This window comes from Pedobacter sp. GW456-11-11-14-TSB4, from assembly GCF_059424425.1.
Window position 1 is genome coordinate 43,594 of sequence record NZ_JBWKZK010000003.1, and the last position, 18,668, is coordinate 62,261.

At 33.0% G+C, this 18,668-nt stretch carries 21 protein-coding genes; 11 read left to right on the top strand and 10 right to left on the bottom strand.

What is annotated here, in order from left to right; genetic code table 11:
- The first annotated feature begins 6 nt into the window (after positions 1-6).
- Positions 7-264 (top strand): hypothetical protein, encoded by a 258-nt coding sequence (locus tag AC07XU_RS11870; RefSeq protein WP_494943843.1) that lies wholly within the window; start codon positions 7-9, stop codon positions 262-264.
- 51 nt (positions 265-315) lie between these two features.
- Positions 316-684, top strand: coding sequence for an XAC2610-related protein (locus AC07XU_RS11875; RefSeq protein WP_494943844.1), 369 nt, complete (start codon positions 316-318; stop codon positions 682-684).
- Here AC07XU_RS11875 and AC07XU_RS11880 read toward each other — a convergent pair.
- The 5 genes from AC07XU_RS11880 to AC07XU_RS11900 all read right to left on the bottom strand — a co-directional run bounded on the left by AC07XU_RS11880 (position 681) and on the right by AC07XU_RS11900 (position 4,768).
- Positions 681-1,946 (bottom strand): Hsp70 family protein, encoded by a 1,266-nt coding sequence (locus AC07XU_RS11880; RefSeq protein WP_494943845.1) that lies wholly within the window; start codon positions 1,944-1,946, stop codon positions 681-683. The two genes, AC07XU_RS11875 and AC07XU_RS11880, sit on opposite strands and share 4 nt — an antisense overlap.
- Positions 1,947-2,120: 174 nt before the next feature.
- Positions 2,121-2,672: a NifU family protein gene (locus AC07XU_RS11885; RefSeq protein ID WP_494943846.1), complete on the bottom strand. Its 552-nt coding sequence runs from the start codon at positions 2,670-2,672 to the stop codon at positions 2,121-2,123.
- Between the two features lie 120 nt (positions 2,673-2,792).
- Positions 2,793-4,139 carry an adenylosuccinate lyase gene (gene purB / locus AC07XU_RS11890; protein ID WP_494943847.1) on the bottom strand — a complete coding sequence of 449 codons (1,347 nt, stop codon included), beginning with the start codon at positions 4,137-4,139 and terminating at the stop codon, positions 2,793-2,795.
- A 136-nt stretch (positions 4,140-4,275) separates the two neighbouring features.
- Complete coding sequence (locus AC07XU_RS11895) at positions 4,276-4,467, bottom strand: hypothetical protein (protein WP_494943848.1); 192 nt, start codon at positions 4,465-4,467, stop codon at positions 4,276-4,278.
- 97 nt (positions 4,468-4,564) lie between these two features.
- Positions 4,565-4,768 carry a hypothetical protein gene (locus tag AC07XU_RS11900; protein ID WP_494943849.1) on the bottom strand — a complete coding sequence of 68 codons (204 nt, stop codon included), beginning with the start codon at positions 4,766-4,768 and terminating at the stop codon, positions 4,565-4,567.
- 394 nt (positions 4,769-5,162) lie between these two features.
- Here AC07XU_RS11900 and AC07XU_RS11905 point away from each other — a divergent pair, with 394 nt between their 5' ends.
- The 5 genes from AC07XU_RS11905 (at position 5,163) to AC07XU_RS11925 (ending at position 8,796) form a co-directional block, all read left to right on the top strand.
- Positions 5,163-5,729 carry an RNA polymerase sigma factor gene (locus AC07XU_RS11905; protein WP_494943850.1) on the top strand — a complete coding sequence of 189 codons (567 nt, stop codon included), beginning with the start codon at positions 5,163-5,165 and terminating at the stop codon, positions 5,727-5,729.
- A 1-nt stretch (position 5,730) separates the two neighbouring features.
- Positions 5,731-6,822, top strand: a complete 1,092-nt coding sequence (locus AC07XU_RS11910; protein WP_494943851.1) for a S1 family peptidase — start codon at positions 5,731-5,733, stop codon at positions 6,820-6,822.
- 71 nt (positions 6,823-6,893) lie between these two features.
- Positions 6,894-7,817, top strand: coding sequence for a DUF72 domain-containing protein (locus tag AC07XU_RS11915; protein ID WP_494943852.1), 924 nt, complete (start codon positions 6,894-6,896; stop codon positions 7,815-7,817).
- Positions 7,818-7,873: 56 nt separating this feature from the next.
- On the top strand, positions 7,874-8,509 hold the full coding sequence (locus AC07XU_RS11920) for a peroxiredoxin (RefSeq protein ID WP_494943853.1): 636 nt from the start codon (positions 7,874-7,876) through the stop codon (positions 8,507-8,509).
- Between the two features lie 89 nt (positions 8,510-8,598).
- Positions 8,599-8,796 (top strand): cold-shock protein, encoded by a 198-nt coding sequence (locus AC07XU_RS11925; RefSeq protein ID WP_494943854.1) that lies wholly within the window; start codon positions 8,599-8,601, stop codon positions 8,794-8,796.
- A gap of 253 nt (positions 8,797-9,049) precedes the next feature.
- On the opposite strand, the gene AC07XU_RS11930 is transcribed toward AC07XU_RS11925, so the two are convergent.
- From AC07XU_RS11930 to AC07XU_RS11950, 5 genes are all read right to left on the bottom strand, one after another.
- Positions 9,050-10,228 (bottom strand): THUMP-like domain-containing protein, encoded by a 1,179-nt coding sequence (locus AC07XU_RS11930; RefSeq protein WP_494943855.1) that lies wholly within the window; start codon positions 10,226-10,228, stop codon positions 9,050-9,052.
- 21 nt (positions 10,229-10,249) lie between these two features.
- Positions 10,250-11,524, bottom strand: a complete 1,275-nt coding sequence (locus AC07XU_RS11935) for an aspartate kinase (protein WP_494943856.1) — start codon at positions 11,522-11,524, stop codon at positions 10,250-10,252.
- Complete coding sequence (locus tag AC07XU_RS11940; RefSeq protein WP_494943857.1) at positions 11,524-12,330, bottom strand: DUF3298 and DUF4163 domain-containing protein; 807 nt, start codon at positions 12,328-12,330, stop codon at positions 11,524-11,526. Before AC07XU_RS11940 ends, AC07XU_RS11935 begins: the two co-directional genes overlap by 1 nt.
- A complete protein-coding gene (locus AC07XU_RS11945; protein WP_494943858.1) occupies positions 12,327-12,797 on the bottom strand; it encodes a GNAT family N-acetyltransferase in 471 nt (156 codons plus the stop codon). Before AC07XU_RS11945 ends, AC07XU_RS11940 begins: the two co-directional genes overlap by 4 nt.
- Before the next feature lie 101 nt (positions 12,798-12,898).
- Positions 12,899-13,588 carry a YggS family pyridoxal phosphate-dependent enzyme gene (locus tag AC07XU_RS11950; protein ID WP_494943859.1) on the bottom strand — a complete coding sequence of 230 codons (690 nt, stop codon included), beginning with the start codon at positions 13,586-13,588 and terminating at the stop codon, positions 12,899-12,901.
- A gap of 72 nt (positions 13,589-13,660) precedes the next feature.
- On the opposite strand from AC07XU_RS11950, the gene AC07XU_RS11955 reads away from it, so the two are divergent.
- The 4 genes from AC07XU_RS11955 (at position 13,661) to AC07XU_RS11970 (ending at position 18,624) form a co-directional block, all read left to right on the top strand.
- On the top strand, positions 13,661-14,260 hold the full coding sequence (locus tag AC07XU_RS11955) for a DUF4296 domain-containing protein (protein ID WP_494943860.1): 600 nt from the start codon (positions 13,661-13,663) through the stop codon (positions 14,258-14,260).
- Positions 14,261-14,267: 7 nt separating this feature from the next.
- Positions 14,268-16,637, top strand: coding sequence for an endonuclease MutS2 (locus AC07XU_RS11960; protein ID WP_494943861.1), 2,370 nt, complete (start codon positions 14,268-14,270; stop codon positions 16,635-16,637).
- A gap of 44 nt (positions 16,638-16,681) precedes the next feature.
- Complete coding sequence (locus tag AC07XU_RS11965) at positions 16,682-17,764, top strand: PQQ-dependent sugar dehydrogenase (protein WP_494943862.1); 1,083 nt, start codon at positions 16,682-16,684, stop codon at positions 17,762-17,764.
- Positions 17,765-17,916: 152 nt separating this feature from the next.
- Entirely contained in the window at positions 17,917-18,624 is a 708-nt protein-coding gene (locus AC07XU_RS11970) for a CoA transferase subunit A (RefSeq protein ID WP_494943863.1), read from the top strand.
- The last annotated feature ends 44 nt before the right edge of the window (positions 18,625-18,668 follow it).

The window sequence follows — 18,668 nt, forward strand, 5'->3', positions numbered from 1 at the left end:
TTATAAATGAAAATTTCAACACTTACCTTTTTAATTTTCTGCACATTAAATACTTCAATTTTATCACGTTTATCAAATACAGGTAAACAGGATAAACAGCTATATTTCAAAAAATCAATTATTCTAAAAACGAAAAATCTTAGCTGGAAATATTATCATCCATTTGCTGATAAAAAATATGTTCTTGCTATAGCATTTTCAGATGATGGGTATAATAAAGACTTAACTGGAGATGAAGGACAAAATGCTGTCATTTATTTCTGAAGGGATGATGGTAAGGAAGAATTTATTTTCTGGAAGGAGGTATCTTATGTTGTGCCGATAATTGATAATGTTGATTATGAAGATTATAATAATGATGGAGTTAAAGATTTAGTATTATTTACAATGACAGGGGGTAGAGGCGGTAATGCCTATTATCATCTATATTTAGTAAATTCAAAGTTAAAAACATTAAAAAAGGTTAATGGCTTTGATGATATCGTTAATCCAAGTTTTAATAAAAAATACAACGTAATCGTATCTTTAGGTTTGGCTGGCGAAAATTATTACAGTATTTATAAACTTTCAAAAAGCCATAAGTTAACTAAAATCGGAAAACCCTTTAAAGAGACAAATGATTTAGATTTAGATAAAGAAATTGCTAAAATATTAAATCACGCAAAAAAAGTAATTTCAAATTAATCTTCAAATAAATAGCCACTGTAAGCTAATCCTTTTGCCACACTTTTAAAATTATCACCAGAGTTTATTTTTAAATGAGGAAAACGAGACTTAAATAAATCCTGTATCGCTTTTACCATCGAAGTACCTCCAGTTAAAAATAGACTGTCAATATTTTTTGGATCTAAGTTATTGTTCACTAAAAATTCATCTAAGTAATTGCTTATTTTGATTACATCTTTTGAAATAAGCTCACCATACCCTTCAATTGTTACAGTTTCATTTATATCGATCTCCATTTTCTGATAAACAAAATCACTTTGATTTGAGCTAGATAGTTCAATCTTGGTTTTTTCAATAGCTTGAAAAACCGAGTAACCTAAATTTTGATCAATTAGCGTAATCAAATTTTTAAAAAGCGGATCATTGCCAGAATAGTAATAATAATCTTCAATGTCTTTTTGTATCCTTAATCCATTAAAAAAGTTCATCTTGTCCCAAGTGCAAATATTTGCAAATAGAGATTTGGGAACATTTAAAGGTTTACCAGGTGTTGCCTCATAAATGGTGTTTTTGCCAAAATAAGGTGTACCTTTTTCCCACATAAAAGCAGAGTCAAAGCTATCTCCGCCAACATAAACACCTCCTGTGGCCATCATATCACCTTTTCGGTCTTTGCTCGCAACTTTTTGAGGATCCAAAATCAAGTACGTAAAGTCTGTTGTTCCTCCACCTAAATCGCCAACCAAAACTCTTTCTTTTTGCTTGATAGTTTTTTCATAAGCAAATGCAGCTCCGATAGGTTCAAATTGAAACCGAACTTCTGTAAAACCAGCAATCTGTGCAGCCTTGTTTAAACGAGTTTGTGCCAAAGTGTCTTTTAGCGTATTGTCATCATCAAAAAATACTGGTCTGCCAATAACTGCTTTCTTACAATCGTAGCCAATAATTTCATCAGCTCGCTGTTTTAATTCTTTTAAAATTAAGGCAACTAAATCAGATGCATTGTATCTTTTGTTCTGTATGCGAGTTTCAATAAAACTACTTCTAGACAAAATTTGCTTTATGGATTTGATGAATCTTCCTTGCATGTTATCGCTCAAATAAGACGAAATTGCAGTTTCACCAATCACATATTTCTCTTGGTTTGGGTGAGAAATGGAAGGAAAATAAATTAACGATGGAATGATGATCGTATCTATAATTTCTTTCTTTTCTTCATCAAAAATAGCCAATGCAGAATTGGTCGTGCCGAAGTCTATTCCGTACAGATACTTGTTCATTGCGATAAGGTTTTGCTTAGTGGGGCGGCGAAAGTAGGAAAAATACCTGTTAATTAATAATATTGATTGCTTTTTATAACAAAAAAGAGTTCACACATTAAGTATGAACTCTTTTTTATCAATTTTATGATAAGCCCCTTTAGAGCTTGTCCCAATTTGTCGGGAGGTTTGGGGTTATAATGCCATAGAAACAACTTCTTTTACCTCAGGTACCATTCTTTGTAATAAATTTTGGATCCCCGATTTTAATGTAATTGTACTTGACGGGCAACCGCTACATGAACCTCTCAGTTCTACAGTAACTACACCTTCATCAAATGATTTATAGCTAATTGCGCCACCATCTTGTTCTACCGCAGGGCGAACATAATCGTGCAAAATTTGCTGAATTTTAATTTCTAAGTCGCTTCCTTCAAATGCTGGTGCTTCATCTGCTGTTGCATCTTTAATTTTTAATTCAGATTCTACAGCTCCTTTTACAAATTCTTTTAAAATTGCTTCTATATCAACCCACTCTGCATCCTCGGTTTTGGTAATAGTTACAAAATTACTTGCAAAAAATACACCGTTAACAAAGTTGAACTTATATAACTCTTTAGCAAAAGGAGATGCTTCTGCACTTTCTCTTGTTGCAAAATCTTCACTACCATTTATCAAAAGCTTATTTACCATAAACTTCATGGTTGCCGGATTTGGTGTTTGCTCTGTATATACGTTAATAGTCATGTCTTTAAAATTATATTGCAAAAATAATTAATTCTAATTCTAAATAGCAGATAGTTGTTGTCTATTTTAGGTCATTTATAGAAACTACTCCCTCTCCTGAAGGAGAGGGTTGGGGTGAGGTTAAAATATCCCAGTATAATTAAACGGAGTAATCAATTTTAATTCTGCCTTAATTTGGTCATTCACATCCAATTCATCAATAAAAACAGCCATAGTTTGTGCAGTTATTTTTTGATTGGTACGTGTTAATGCCTTTAATGCTTCATAAGGATTTGGATAAGCTTCTCGTCTTAAAACGGTTTGGATTGCTTCTGCAACTACTGCCCAATTATTTTCTAAGTCAGCATTGATCGCTTCCTCATTTAAAATAATTTTGTTCAATCCTTTTAATGTAGATGTAATGGCAATTAATGTATGCGCCATTGGTACACCTACATTTCTTAAAACTGTTGAGTCGGTTAAATCTCTTTGTAAACGTGAGATCGGCAACTTAGCTGCAAAAAACTCAAATAAGGCGTTAGCTAATCCTGCGTTTCCTTCTGCATTTTCAAAATCAATAGGGTTTACTTTATGTGGCATGGCCGATGAACCCACTTCACCTTCTTTAATTTTTTGTTTAAAGTAGTTTTTCGAAATGTAGGCCCAAATATCTCTATCTAAATCTATAATGATGTTGTTGATACGTTTTAAAGCATCACACTGAGCAGCAAATTGATCGTAATGTTCTATTTGAGTAGTATATTGAGCTCTATTTAAGCCCAAAACATTATTCACGAAATGGTTAGAAAAATCTACCCAATTGGTTTTTGGATAAGCAATATGGTGAGCATTGAAGTTACCAGTTGCACCACCAAACTTAGCGCTATTTGGTATCGCTTTTAAATTGCTCAATTGTATGGTTAAACGTTCTGCGAAAACCATAAACTCTTTACCTAATTTGGTTGGCGAAGCTGGTTGCCCATGCGTATGTGCCAGTAATGGAACGTTTTCCCATTCTTTTGCTAAAGCAGTAATCTTTTCAACCAATTCAGCAACTGCTGGATAATAAGCCTCAGTTAAGCCTAATTTAAATGTATAGGGAATTGCGGTATTATTTATGTCTTGAGAAGTTAATCCGAAATGGATAAATTCTTTGTAAGGCTGTAAGTTTAATTCATCAAATTTTGTCTTGATAAAATATTCAACTGCTTTTACATCATGGTTCGTAATGCTTTCTGTGTCTTTCACAGTTTGCGCATCTATATCATTAAAATTTAAATAAATATTTTTTAATTGGGGATATAGGTTAGAATCAAAATTTTCTAAACCTGGTATTTTAGCATCACAAAGTGCGATAAAGTATTCAATTTCTACAAAAATTCTGTATTTAATAAGAGCAGATTCAGAAAAGTATTCGGCAAGTTTAGCGGTTGTTTTTCTGTAGCGGCCATCAACAGGAGAAATGGCTTGAAGCGGAGATAAATTCATTGTTTTGAAAAAATTGATATGTCCGCAAAGTTAGCATTAATAAGGTATTTTACAGAATGGTAAAACTATAAAATAGCTTAGAATCAAAAAAGGCCTTAGCAATTTGCTAAAGCCTTTTTTATGTTTTGACTAAATACTAGTTTTTAGCAGTTGAATCAACAACAGTAGTATCAGTAGTTACAACTGTATCAGTTACAGTAGTATCAGCAGTGATAGTAGTATCAGAACCTACAGTATCAGTACCTTCAGCTTTGTTTTCTGAATTACAAGCTACAACTGATAAAGATAATGCTAAAGCTAAAAAGCCAAATTTGAATAAGTTTTTCATTTTAATTTTCTATTTAAATAATTAATTAATTTACTGTTAATACCCTAAACTTTAAAAGGTAACCCTGTAAAGTGAAAAAAAATTAAATTATTTTTATTTATCGCTTTAAAGTATCTAGAACGGCGTTTTTTTGATCAGAATTTATTTTAGAGGTATCTATTTTATTGGTGTCGATGATAGATGTGTCGATTTGTGTAGTATCAATTGAATTATTTTTTTTACTTGTGCTAAAATAATCACACGAACTTACTGTTATTACAATTGCGATGGCTAATGCGCCTAATTTTAATGCGTTTTTCATTGTTTCTTTTTTAAATTTGGTTAATAATTGATTTACAATTAATGCCAAACTTTTTAAAAGGTGACCTTAAAATCTAGCAAATATATTTTTTAATTTTTGGGGTTACCATTGGTTGTTTTTTGTATTAACGGTTGTGAGTTTGTTGCAAGTAAATGTGTGTTTTAAACCTGATTGAAGTGTAAATACTTTTTGTGGTGTAGAATTTTAGTTGATTAGTTTTGATGAACAAAAAACACAAAAAGATTGAAACGAAAAGCAGGACTAACATTAATAAGTGCTGCTGTTTTTGCTTTTCAAATTTTAGTTAGCAAGGCTAAAGAATTGTCATTTTGTAGCGATAAATATTTTTTTTGCCTATCATTGGGTTACCATTCACGTTTAAAAGTATTAATTGGTGAGTATTAAGTTAAGCAGTTCAGTTCCAACAGATAGAGAGGTAGTATTAGGTATACTTAACAACTCAGAAGAAGCGCTAAATAAGTTGTATACGGGTTATTTTCCGATGGTTTTACAATTTATTTTAAACAATAATGGCGATGAAGACGATGCGAAAGATGTGTATCAGGAAGCGATTATTGTTTTATACAACAAAATTAAGAGCGGCAATTTTGAGCTCAGTAGTAAGTTAAAAACTTATTTGTATTCGGTTAGCCGACGCATTTGGTTAAAAAAACTTACGCAGATGAGTAAGAAAACAAATAACATAGCCGATTTTGAGGATGTTTTAGCAATTGATGAAGATATTGAAACGCATGAACAAAAGGACATGCAATTTGATAAAATGAAAGTTGCGCTTGAGAGTTTAGGCGAGCCTTGCAAAACGATTATCGAGGATTTTTATATCCACAATTTATCGATGCAGGATATATGTGAGAAATTTGGCTATACCAATACAGATAATGCCAAAACACAGAAGTATAAATGTTTACAACGACTAAAAAAGTTATTTTTTCAATCATAAAATGAGGAACGAGATAGAATTAGAAGCGATTATTGAAGATTACTTAAAAGGTAAACTTACTGCTGATGAGCAAAAAGCTTTTGAGCAGTTGCGTGCAAATGATCCAATTGTTGATCATAGAGTGGTTGCACATAAGGTTTTTTTAGAATCGATGCAGCAATATGCTGATATTTTATTGCTTAAAGAACGTATGGATGCTGCTCATAACGGTATTGATGTGGCTGCTTTAAGTGATCAGGTTAAGCCTCATCCATCGAGAATTGTTAGAATTTGGAGAAACAATAGATCTGCAATTGCGGTTGCTGCTTCGTTTTTAGTTTTGGCAATGGTTATGGTTTATTCAATCCAAAGTCAGAATAAACAAGTTGGTGATATGCAACTTTTGGCGGGTAAAATATCTGATATTAAAGGTTCGCAAGATATAATTGTGAGAACTATTAATAACGACAATAAAAGAAAAACCGAGGATGCTCCAGCAAAATTTGGTGGTACTGGTTTTGCCATATCAAGTAATGGATATATTTTAACTAGTTACCATGTAATAAATGGAAAAGGTTCTATTTCTGTGCAGAATAGCAAAGGAGAAACATTTAAAGTTGAGCGTTATTATACAGATGCAGTAAATGATATTGCAATTTTAAAGATAAAAGATTCGGCTTTTGAAAATTTAGGTTCCCTACCTTATAGTATCAGAAAAGGAAACGTAGGGCTTGGCGATGCGGTTTATACCTTGGGTTACCCTAAAGATGATGTGGTTTTAGGTGATGGTTATGTGAGCTCAAAAACTGGCTTAAATGGAGATACTGTTGCTTTGCAAGTAGCTATTCCAGTAAATCCGGGTAATAGTGGTGGTCCGTTATTAGATAACAATGGTTATGTAGTTGGTGTAATTAACGGTAAAGAGCACAAAACTGATGGAGCTGCTTTTGCGGTAAAATCTAGATATATTATGGAAGCTTTAAATGCTATTCCGCAAGACTCGCTTAGTAAACGTGTTGCATTTGGTAAAAGAAGTGGTTTGCAAGGTTTAAAACGCAATCAGCAAGTGCAAAAAATACAAGATTATGTTTTTATGGTTAAGGTGTATAACTAAGCGAATAAATATTTAATTTACAAACCCCGAACTTTTATTTGAGTTCGGGGTTTTTATTTATATACTTAATTATGGAATTTGGAAGAGTAGCACCAGAAGAAATTGCTGAAGTAGATTTTACTTTGCCACCAGATGGCGAGCAAACTGCGTTAACTTTAAGCAAGGAGAAAAAAATTGCTAAACCTTTGTTTTACGTAGGTTGTGCAAAGTGGGGGAGAAAGGAATGGAAAGATTTGATATACCCTAAAAAAACAAAAGAAGCAGATTTTTTAGGTGAATATGTTAAACACTTTAACGCTATAGAATTGAATGCGGTTTTTTACAGCATACCTAAAGAAGAGCAAATTTTAAAGTGGAGAGAGCAAGTTAAGGCAAACACTGATGAAGAATTTTTATTTTTCCCTAAGTTTTCTAGATCGATAACTCACATCAAAAGGTTAAAGGATACGGATTTTTTAACTGATGAATATATTAAGGCGATTTCTGCTTTTGGGCCATATTTAGGTCCGTGCTTTTTACAAGTAAGCGATAATTTTGGCCCAAATAACATTGATATTTTAGAAAGCTACCTTGCAAAATTACCCAAAGACTTAAAGGTTTTTGTTGAAGTAAGGCATAAGGATTGGTTTAATGGAGATGCTAAAAAACAATTATTTAGCATGTTAGCCAAATTAAAAAAAGGGGCTGCTATTACAGATGCAAGCGGTAGAAGAGATTGTTTGCATATGGAATTACCCACTCCAGAAGCGTTTATTCGATTTGTAGGTAATGGGGGTAAATTTTTAGACTCAGACAAGGCTAGGGTTGATGAGTGGGTTGTAAGAATTAAGGAATGGTTAGCTAACGGCTTATCACAAGTTTATTTCTTTTTGCATCAGCATGATGAAGCAGATACGCCATTAATTGCAGATTATACAATTGAGCAATTTAATAAACATTTAGGGAGCGATTTGTCACGGATAAATTTTATTGACAAAAATAGTCTACTTTTTTGATAGACTTTTTATAGCTTTAAACATTATTACAAATTATACTTAAAAAAATAAATATTATGAGTTTAAGAATAGGAGATACAGCACCAAATTTTAAAGCCAAAACATCTATTGGTGATATTGATTTTTATGAATATTTAGGAGATAGTTGGGGCGTTTTATTTTCTCACCCTGCAGATTATACACCAGTTTGCACAACCGAATTAGGTCGCACTGCTTCGTTAAAACCAGAATTTGATAAAAGAAATGTTAAAGTTTTGGCATTAAGTGTAGACTCACCTGAATCTCACAATGGCTGGATTAAAGATATTAACGAAACGCAAAACACAAATGTAGAATTTCCGATTATTGCCGATCAGGATAAATCTATTGCAGATTTGTATGATATGATACATCCGAATGCGAGTGAAACGATGACCGTTCGCTCATTGTTTGTGATTTCGCCAGATAAAAAGGTAAAGTTGATGATTACGTATCCGGCATCTACTGGAAGAAATTTTACTGAAGTATTAAGAGTTATTGATTCGTTGCAATTAACTGCAGATTACAGCGTGGCCACGCCAGCAGATTGGAAAGATGGAGAAGATGTAATTGTGATGAACAGCATTAAAACGGAAGATATTCCAGCTAAGTTTCCGAAAGGACATAGAGTAATTAAACCTTATTTACGTACCACACCACAGCCAAATAAATAAATTTTAAAACTATTTAATTATTTCAATGATTTATAATTAACTTTAGGTTAACTAAAACTAAAAAAAATTATAAATACAATTGCAATTTTATGAATACCGGAAAAGTAAAATGGTTTAATACCGAAAAAGGCTATGGTTTTATTGTTTATGATAACAATAAAGAAATTTTTGTTCATTTTAAAGATGTGAACGGAGGAATTGATGCTATTAAGGAAAATGACGAGGTGGAATTTGAAATAGCCGAAGGAAAAAAAGGATTGCAAGCCGTAAATGTTAATAAATCTTAAATTTTACAATCATTAATAAGTAAAAAGTCTGTTTCTAACCAAAACAGACTTTTTTTGTGTTAACCTGTCTTTGCGAAAGGGTTTTTCAGTTAGAATGTTATCTAAGATGCTGTAAAAGTTTGTATTATTTACTGGTTTATGACCACCCTCCGACGTATCGGAGGGAATTGCGACCAAAATTCCCCTCCTTCGGAGGGGTGCCCAAAGGGCGGGGTGGTTAAAGTATAACAGAATGCTTAATTAATGAATTAAATTAATAATGCTGAATTATTTTTGCTTTGATTGCAATATAACCATTAGCTGTTTGTGTAAAGATGATAAAATCATCATGACTAGGGATAATTTTATATTTCTTAGCCAAATTTTCAGCTCTTTCAGGGAAATTTCTCACAATTACATTGCCGGACAAATTTTTCTCTTTTTTTAGCTCATTTAAAGTGAGCAATGCTTCAATTTCAAATATCCTTCCTATAAAGGCCGGTTTAACATCTTCACTAAAATACAACTGTGTTTGTTGATGCAGCTTTTGCAATTCAAATCGTTCGGCGATTAAATTAAAAGCTCCACTTTTTAAAAGCGCTACATCTGGTTCGTATAAATAGCCTTTTGGTGCCAATTGAGCAATTGTTGTAGTGGTTTTTAGCTCATCAATAGTAAAATTAAACGTTTTTAAGCTTTCGTTTAAAGTTGCGCAAACTACTTTTGTGCTGCCACTAAATTCTTTATCTATTACCCAAAGCAGTTCTTTACATTCATTTTTAACACTAACAATGTGTATTTCACTCACGTTTTTTAATTCGCTTAGTCCAGCTTTAATATCTAGCAAAGGCGCAGTTTTTATAATTATTCTATCAGCCTTGCTTAAAAATAAATCTAAATGTTCAGTTACATCTGGCGTACAATCTTTTAGCCTAAAAACTTTATTGCTCTGGTTTCTCCTTGCAGGATCGATGTAGATTGTTCCGAAATGTTGAGTTGTATTTTTCAAAAAATCCAAGCCATCCTCAGCTAAAACTTGGATGTTATTTGTGCTTAATTGTTTGGCGTTATGAGAAGAAATTGCAGCTAATTCTTCATTAATTTCACAACTGTAAACCTGCTTAACTTTTTTAGCAAAGTAAAAACTATCAACTCCAAAACCTGAAGTTAAATCGATTAAAGAGTTGCCTTTTGTTAAATTGATTTTATAATTTGCAGTAGGTTCTGATGAGCATTGCTCGATGGAAAGTAAGGCAGGATAATAAATTTTATTAGTACTAAACCAAGTTGGTAACTTATTTTTAGCTTTTTTTTTGGCCGCTATTTGACCCGCTAATTCTGCCGAAGAAATATTTTCAAAGATAGGTTTGGCCAAAGCAATTTGATTAACATCTGCATTAATATGCTTATTGATGTATTGCTGTACCTCTTCATTCAAAATATTTCGATTCATATTAGAAAAATAAATACCTATTTAGGCGTTTGGAGTTTTATTTTTCATCACAATTTGACAAGTATGTCTGCTTTTTACTTCCAATAAAACATCTTTATCAACAGTAACTCTATCGATGGTTTGTTGGTTGTAGTAGCGGATGGTAACTAGCTCTAATCCAGCGTTATATTTAACTTTAAATGTTTCGCTTAAATCACTAATTAACTGCTTAATTTTTGCTTCATCATGATCTACACTTACCGAAAAACTTATGGCCGAATTAAGCATCGTGTTAACTTTAACCTTGTTTTTATGAAGGATATTAAAAATCTGACTTAAATTTTCTTCGATAATGAATGAAAAATCCTTCGGAAAAATAGAGATGAGTACCTGATTTACTTTAAATATAAATGATGCAACAGGTAAGGGAGTTTTGGTGTTGGTTATGGCCGTTCCAGGCTCATCTGGGTTCAAAAAAGATTTAACATAAAGGGTAATTCCTTTATTCTGTATAGGTTTAATCGTTTTAGGGTGGATCACATTTGCACCATAATAGGTAAGTTCTATCGCGTCATGATAAGAAAGTTCCTCAATTTTTTCAGTTTCATCAAACCATTTTGGGTCAGCATTTAAAACACCCGGAACATCTTTCCAAATAGTCAGGGATTCTGCATTTAAGCAAGCGCAAAAAATAGCAGCCGAATAATCAGAGCCATCTCTACCTAAAGTACTGGTAAAGTTTTCGCTCGTAGCTCCGATAAAACCTTGGGTAACCACAATGCCTTTATCTAAAAAACTTGGTAAATGTTTTTGTATTTCCTGTTCTGTTTTATCCCAAATTACATTTGCTTCTTGGTAATTATTATCAGTTTTAATGTAATTTCTGGCATCAGTCCAAATGCTAAAAACTCCACTTAGGTTTAAATAAGCTGCAACTATTTTAGTTGAAACCAATTCGCCAATAGAAACAATTTGATCGTATAAATATGCAGGACTATCACTTGCTTCTTCTTCTAAAAGCCACTCAATTTCTACAAAAGTATTTGCTACATCATCAAAAACAGGATTATGATGATCTTCAAAAAGTTCATTTAAAATATTAAAATGAAAAGCCTTTATTTCTTCAAAAACTTCAAAAATATGTTCTTCGCCATTTACATAAGCCTTTGTTAGTTCTTCTAACTTGTTGGTCATTTTTCCCATTGCAGAGATTACAATCAACAAATTTGTAGATGGATATTTTTTTATGATGTTGGTTATGTTTTTGATGCCATTTGCATCCTTAATAGATGCTCCGCCGAACTTAAATACTTGCATTAATTGTTTTCTGATAAGATTGTGTTAGGTTTTGCTATTTCTTTTAACTGCTTAAAAGGAATAATAAGTTCTGTAGTTCCGTATGCATAGGCCTTAATTTCATAAGGATTGTAAAGAAAAACCAAGCCTTTATCATTTACATAAAAACTTTGTGCCAAGGCAAATTTTCCTTTATCAAAAAAATATTTGTCTGCTAAAGGCTCTGTTGGTGTTAGCTTTTCATTTTTACGGAAAATTGCTTCGGCTACTGCTAATAATTTAGGTTTTTGAGCAGTTTGTATTAACGAATCTAAAGTAATAGCTTGGTTTGTTTTAGGATTGAAATTAATAAAAGTAATGCTGGAATTTGGATGAGCGCCACCTGCATAATCACCATGTAAGTATCGCAATGCGATGTAATTTGAACTTTGTTTTAAAACATGAACATCAATAATTAAAAACCACGATTGTGGTGTGTTTTTATCGTCGTTAAAAAAGCTATCATAGCCTCTAATAAAACTATTGGCAATTTCCTGATAAGAGATAATTGAAGGATCTTCTTCAGAAAAATAATTTAAAATTTGGCGCTGTATATATTTATTTAAAGCATCATTCTTAAACACAGGATATTTCACTGTAGCTTTTGCGGTGTCTTTTAATTCTTCATCAATCTTAACAATATTTTTGCTGTATACCTTTACAGAATCGTAATTGTAAGTCAGGGTATCTGTCTTGGTTTCAGTATTTGCAGATGTTTCCGCTTTTTTTTCGTTTCTACAGGATGCAAATAATACAATTCCAATAAGCAGAATCATTAATTTTTTCATAACAATTGATGTGTTGTTTCTTTTGAAAATGAAGCGTTTAACCAGCCGCTTTCAAGGGCTGCACTATATTTGTTGTAAAAGTTAATTGCTGGAGCGTTCCAATCTAAAACCTGCCAAGACATACCATTGTAATTGCCATTCTTAGCCTCTTCAATAACTTTTTCGAAAAGTATTTTTCCAATTCCTTTTCCTCTAGCTGCTTCTGTTACAATAAAATCCTCTAAATATAAACGTCTGCCTTTCCAGGTAGAGTATCTTGTATAAAACAAGGCAAAGCCTAAAATATGGCTGTTTTCTTCTGCAACAAAAGCTTTCCAAACGGCGTTATCGCCAAAGCCTGCATCCTCAAATTCTGCCAAAGTAACTGTAACCTCTTCAGGAGCTTTTTCATAAAGTGCTAATTCATTTATCAGTTCTAATACCCTTGGGCAATCTTCTTTAATGGCAACCCGTATGTTTATGTTCATTGTTTTCGTTTTTAGTTTTTGATCTTTACAATTTAGTCTTTCGGCATAAATCTTTGCTCTCAACCCTTTAACCTTCCAGCCTTCTAACCATCAACCTTAAATTAAGCTTCCTTCCAATGCTTAATCACTCTCTTTCCAAAAATGTTACTGCCAATCCTAACCATTGTACTTCCTTCGGCAATTGCCAACTTATAATCAGACGACATGCCCATCGAAATTTCTTTAAAACTTTCTTCTTTTCTAAAAAAACTCATTTTTATGCCATCGAATAAAACTTTTAATTCCTGAAACTCAGCTTTTGTTTGCAATTCTGATGCTGTATTCGTTGCAATTCCCATTAAGCCTACAATTCTAATATTTTTAAGGGTAGCAAATTCTTCAGATCTTAATATTTCTATAGCTTCATCAAAAGCTAAACCGAATTTTGTATCCTCATCTGCTATGTAAATTTGCAACAAACAATCAATAACACGTTTATTTTTGGCAGCCTGTTTATCAATTTCTTTAAGCAATTTAATACTATCTACAGATTCTATTAATTTTACAAATGGAGCAATGTATTTTACTTTATTGGTTTGTAAATGACCGATCAAGTGCCAATCGATATCTTTAGGCAATTGAGCCTGTTTTTCAACCATTTCTTGCACTATATTTTCTCCAAAAATTCGCTGTCCGGCATTGTAGGCTTCAAGTGCGGCATCTGCTGGATGATTTTTAGAAACAGCCACCAACTTAACTCCAGCCGAATCTAATTCATTTTTATATTTTAATAAGTTATCTGTAATGCTCATTTATCAGTATTTTTGGTAAAATTAACAACCTTAGCTCAATTTGGCTAAGAAATTAGAAGGTTATTACAAATAATGAACAGAATTTTTTATCTCATTATCATTACTGTATGTTTTTATGCCTGTAAACCCGGCATACCCAAAGATATTATACAGCCCGATAAAATGCAGCAAGTGCTTATTGATATACATTTAGTTGATGGATACATTTCTACTTTGCCAGGTATAGACACGGCAAAAAAAGTAGGTTCATCTTATTATAAAGGTGTTTACGACAAGTTTCAAATCGATTCTGCGCTTTACAACAACAGCCTTAACTATTACTACAAACATCCAGAGGTGATGAAAAAGATGTACGATAGTATTTCTGTTAAACTTTCGGTTCTAAAAGATAAAAATGCATCATGGGCTCAAAATGCATCAAATGATAATTTTAAAGGTATTTTTTCTTTCGATAAGTCCGATACACTTCTGTTAGATCGTAATTTGAATAAGAAATATAATATTCCAATTTTGAAAAAAAATGTTTACCCTAGCTTTGGTAATCAACCTTTAGTAATTCAGCCAAATGTTGCTCCAGTAAATGAGCAGGTGCCGATATCGGGTGCAGCGCCACCAAGTATTCAGCCAGAAACAACAGTAGCTCCAATTCAAGAACCCGAAAAAATACAGTAATAAGTTTATGTTATATCCAGAAAATTGCCAAGAAAGATTAGGATTTAATGAGGTGAGGCAAATGGTTCATCAACATTGTTTAAGTACAATGGGCCAAGCATTGGTTAGTAAAATGCAGGTGATGACCAAATACGAACAGATTAACAAGTTCTTGAGACAAACTAGTGAATTTAAAAGTATTCTCGAAAATCAAGAACCATTGCAAATAAGCGCTTTTTTTGATATTAAAACACTGGCGGATAAAATTAGGGTTGAAGGATCTTACTTAATGGAAGATGAGCTTTTTCAAATTTACTCTTCATTACAAACCGTTTTTTCAGTACTTCGTTTTTTTGATGAGCGAAAAGAAATTTATCCTAATTTAGAAGCACTTTTTGAACATTTACCCATAGAAAAAAATATTCTTCAAAAAATTGAAAGGGTTTTAGATGCCAAGGGAAAAATGAAGCCTAATGCTTCAGCCGAACTTCAAGAAATCACTTCTGCAATTGCCAAAGGCGAACAAGAGGTTCGCAAAAGAATGGATTCAATCTATAAAATGGCAGTGGGCAAAAATTGGGTTGCCGATGGTAGCTTAACCATTAGAGATGGAAGAATGTGTATTCCTATTTTGGCAGAAAATAAGCGGAAACTAAAGGGATTTATACACGATGAATCTGCCAGCGGCCAAACTGTTTACCTAGAGCCCGAAGAAGTTTTTACCTTAAACAATAAACTCCGCGATTTAGAATTTGATAAGCGAAGAGAAATCATAAAAATATTAATTGCTTTAACCAGTGAATTAAGGCCTTACACACCGCTACTTTTATCTTACCATGGGTTTTTAACCAAGTTAGATTTTGTTAGAGCGAAGGCTTTATTTGCTATTGATATTCAGGCAAATATGCCTGTTTTGGTAAAGGAAGCCAAAACCAAGTTAATAAATGCGAAACACCCATTACTTCTCTTGTCTTTTGCAGCCGAGAAAAAAACGGTTGTGCCATTAAACATTCAAATTAATGAAAATTTAAGGATTGTACTTGTTTCTGGACCAAATGCTGGTGGTAAATCTGTTTGTATGAAAACAGTTGGTTTATTACAAATGATGCTGCAAACTGGTTTATTGGTGCCGGTAGATGAGGCAAGCGAAATGGGTATTTTCGATCAAATTTTTGCAGACATTGGTGATGATCAATCTATCGAATCAGATTTGAGTACTTACAGTGCTCATCTCACTAAAATGCGTTATTTTGTGGCTCATGCTACTCCAAAAACACTAGTTTTAATAGATGAATTTGGTACAGGTACAGATCCTCAATTTGGCGGACCAATGGCCGAAGCTGTTTTGGAAGTACTCAATAATAAAAAGGTAAGAGGCGTAATTACCACACACTACTCAAACCTCAAACTTTTTGCCGGAGACACTGATGGTTTAGAGAATGCATCAATGTTATTTGATAATAGCAAGATGAAGCCGCTTTATGTATTGGATATAGGTAAACCTGGAAGTTCTTATGCTTTTGAAATTGCACAAAATATTGGTTTGCAGAAAGAAGTTTTGGAGCTGGCAAAACAAAAAACAGGCACAAATCAAAATAGCATAGATAGCTTGTTGGTTGATTTAGAGAAAGAAAAAAGGCAAATTCATGAAACTAAAATCACTTTAGCTAATCAGCAGAATAAGGTTAAAAACTTAGTTAGCGAAAACGAAAAGCTGAAATTATTTTTAGAAGAAAATAAAAAGGTGCTCATCAAAGAAGCCAAACTCGAAGCCCAAACTATCATCCGCGATGCGAATAAATTAGTAGAAAACACGATAGCCCAAATTAAGGAAAAACAGGCTGATAAGGTTGCTACTAAAGAATTGAGGCAGAATTTGCAGAAAAGTTTGGTTAAAAATGAAGTTAAGGAGGAGAAAAAGCCTGTTGTAAAATACGATAATACTGAGATAGCTGTAGGTGATTGGGTGCAATTGATAAATACCGAGACAAGTGGGCAAGTTTTAGAAATAAACAGAGATAATTTGGTTTTAGCCCTTGGCGATTTACGTTCGGTTGTTAAAAGAAATAGAGTACAGAAAATTAGCAATAAGCAAGCTAAAAAAGTTGCTCAGAGTAATTCTTTTTCTGGTAGAATTTCTGAAGCCATTATGAATTTTAGACCAGAATTAGATTTGCGAGGGATGCGGGGAGAAAACGCTCTGCAAGAGTTGGAAAATTACATGGATAAGGCAATGATGTTAAGTTTCCCATCTTTAAAGTTAATACATGGGAAAGGCGATGGCATTTTGAGGAAGTTAATTAGAGAGCATCTTAAAAAATACAAAGAAGTATCACGTTTAGAGGATGAACATACTGATAGAGGTGGTGATGGAATAACTTATGTTTATTTTGGTTAAAACTATCTGAACGTTAACATTGTTATTTTTAAAATGTTACGGCCATGAAATCAATTTTAACCTGTTTTATTATTGTTTTCTTTTTAGCAAGCTGCAAAAAGAATTCTTCAAACAACGATGAAAATCTTCAAGAAGTAGAATTAAAGACAAGAACTGTAACTGCAAATCTTGTTAATCCTTGGGAGATTGTTTATGGTCCGGATAATTTTATTTGGGTTACTGAAAAAGCTGGTAAAATTAGTAGGGTTGATCCAGTAAGTGGACAAATTACAACGCTAATAACCATTAATGAAGTTCGTAGCAATGGCGAAGGTGGTTTGTTGGGTATGGTTTTGCATCCAGATTTTAATAATAATCCATTTGTGTACGTTGTATATTGTTATGGTTCTAATTACATGGCCAAAGTTGTAAGGTATAGTTTTAACAACGGAACATTAATTAACCCACAGATTTTAATTGATCAAATTCCCGCGGCATCTATACATAATGGTTCGAGATTAGTGATCAATAACAATAAAATTTTTATCACCACAGGTGATGCAAATGATTTGTCTACTCCTCAAAATATCAACTCTTTAGCTGGTAAAATATTAAGACTTAATTTAGATGGAAGTATCCCTGCCGATAATCCCTATGCAAACAATCCTGTTTGGTCTTTCGGACATAGAAATGCGCAAGGTTTAGTTTTTGTAGGCAGTAAATTGTTTGCTTCGGAACATGGACCAGCATCTGATGATGAAATTAACCTAATTGAAAAAGGTAGAAATTACGGGTGGCCAAATGTTGCAGGCTTTTGTAATACAACAACTGAGCAAGCATTTTGCGCTGTAAATAACATTACCGAACCTTTAATTGCATGGACGCCAACTATAGCTCCAGCTGGTTTAACTTATTATAACTCTAATTATATCCCACAGTTTAGAAATTCTTTATTACTAACTCTATTAAAAGATTCTAAGTTAATGCAGTTGAAATTAAATGAAGATCAAACTAAAATAGAGTCAACAACTAACTTTTTTGTAAGAGAATTTGGGCGATTGAGAGCGGTATGCCAATCTCCAGAAGGTAAAATTTACATTTGTACAAGTAACGGATCTGCCGATCGAATTATAGAAATTTCAAAATAAAATTTTGATCTCATTAATTATAAAAAGCAGCTTTAATACATTAATTAAGCTGCTTTTTGTTTTTACTTAGTGTATGATTTACATTCATGTAATCTCAAATCAAATTTGCAAAGGCATCAATATCTTTCTAATTTAGGCCGAAAACTAATAAAATGATCAATAAAGTTGTTGCAGGAGCTGATGAAGCCATTAAAGATATTTGTGATGGAAATACCTTAATGCTTGGTGGTTTTGGTTTATGCGGAATACCTGAAAATTGTATTTCTGCATTGGTAAAAAAAGGAGTTAAAGAACTAACCTGCATATCAAATAATGCTGGCGTAGATGATTTTGGTATCGGATTAATGCTTAAAACCAGGCAGGTAAAAAAAATGATATCATCTTACGTTGGTGAAAATGCTGAATTTGAAAGGCAACTATTGAGCGGAGAACTTGAAGTAGAACTCATTCCGCAAGGTACTTTAGCCACTAGATGTATGGCTGCTGGATATGGAATGCCAGCAATTTTTACACCTGCTGGTGTGGGTACAGAAGTTGCCGAAGGTAAAGAAGTAAGAAACTTTAACGGTAAAGATTACTTAATGGAATATGCTTTTGAGGCAGATTTCGCTATGGTTAAAGCCTGGAAAGGCGATACAGCTGGTAATTTAATATTTCGTTCTACAAGCAGAAATTTTAACCCAGTAATGGCAATGGCCGGAAAAACCACAATTGCGGAGGTTGAAATATTAGTAGAGGCAGGAGAGTTAGATCCAGACCAAATTCACACACCAGGTGTTTTTGTTCATCGTATTTTTCAAGGTAAGGATTACGAAAAGCGAATTGAACAAAGAACTGTTAGGACAAAGGATAATAATTAGTTTCCCTAGATTCGGGATTTCGCTTTGCTCAACATTAGTTCATT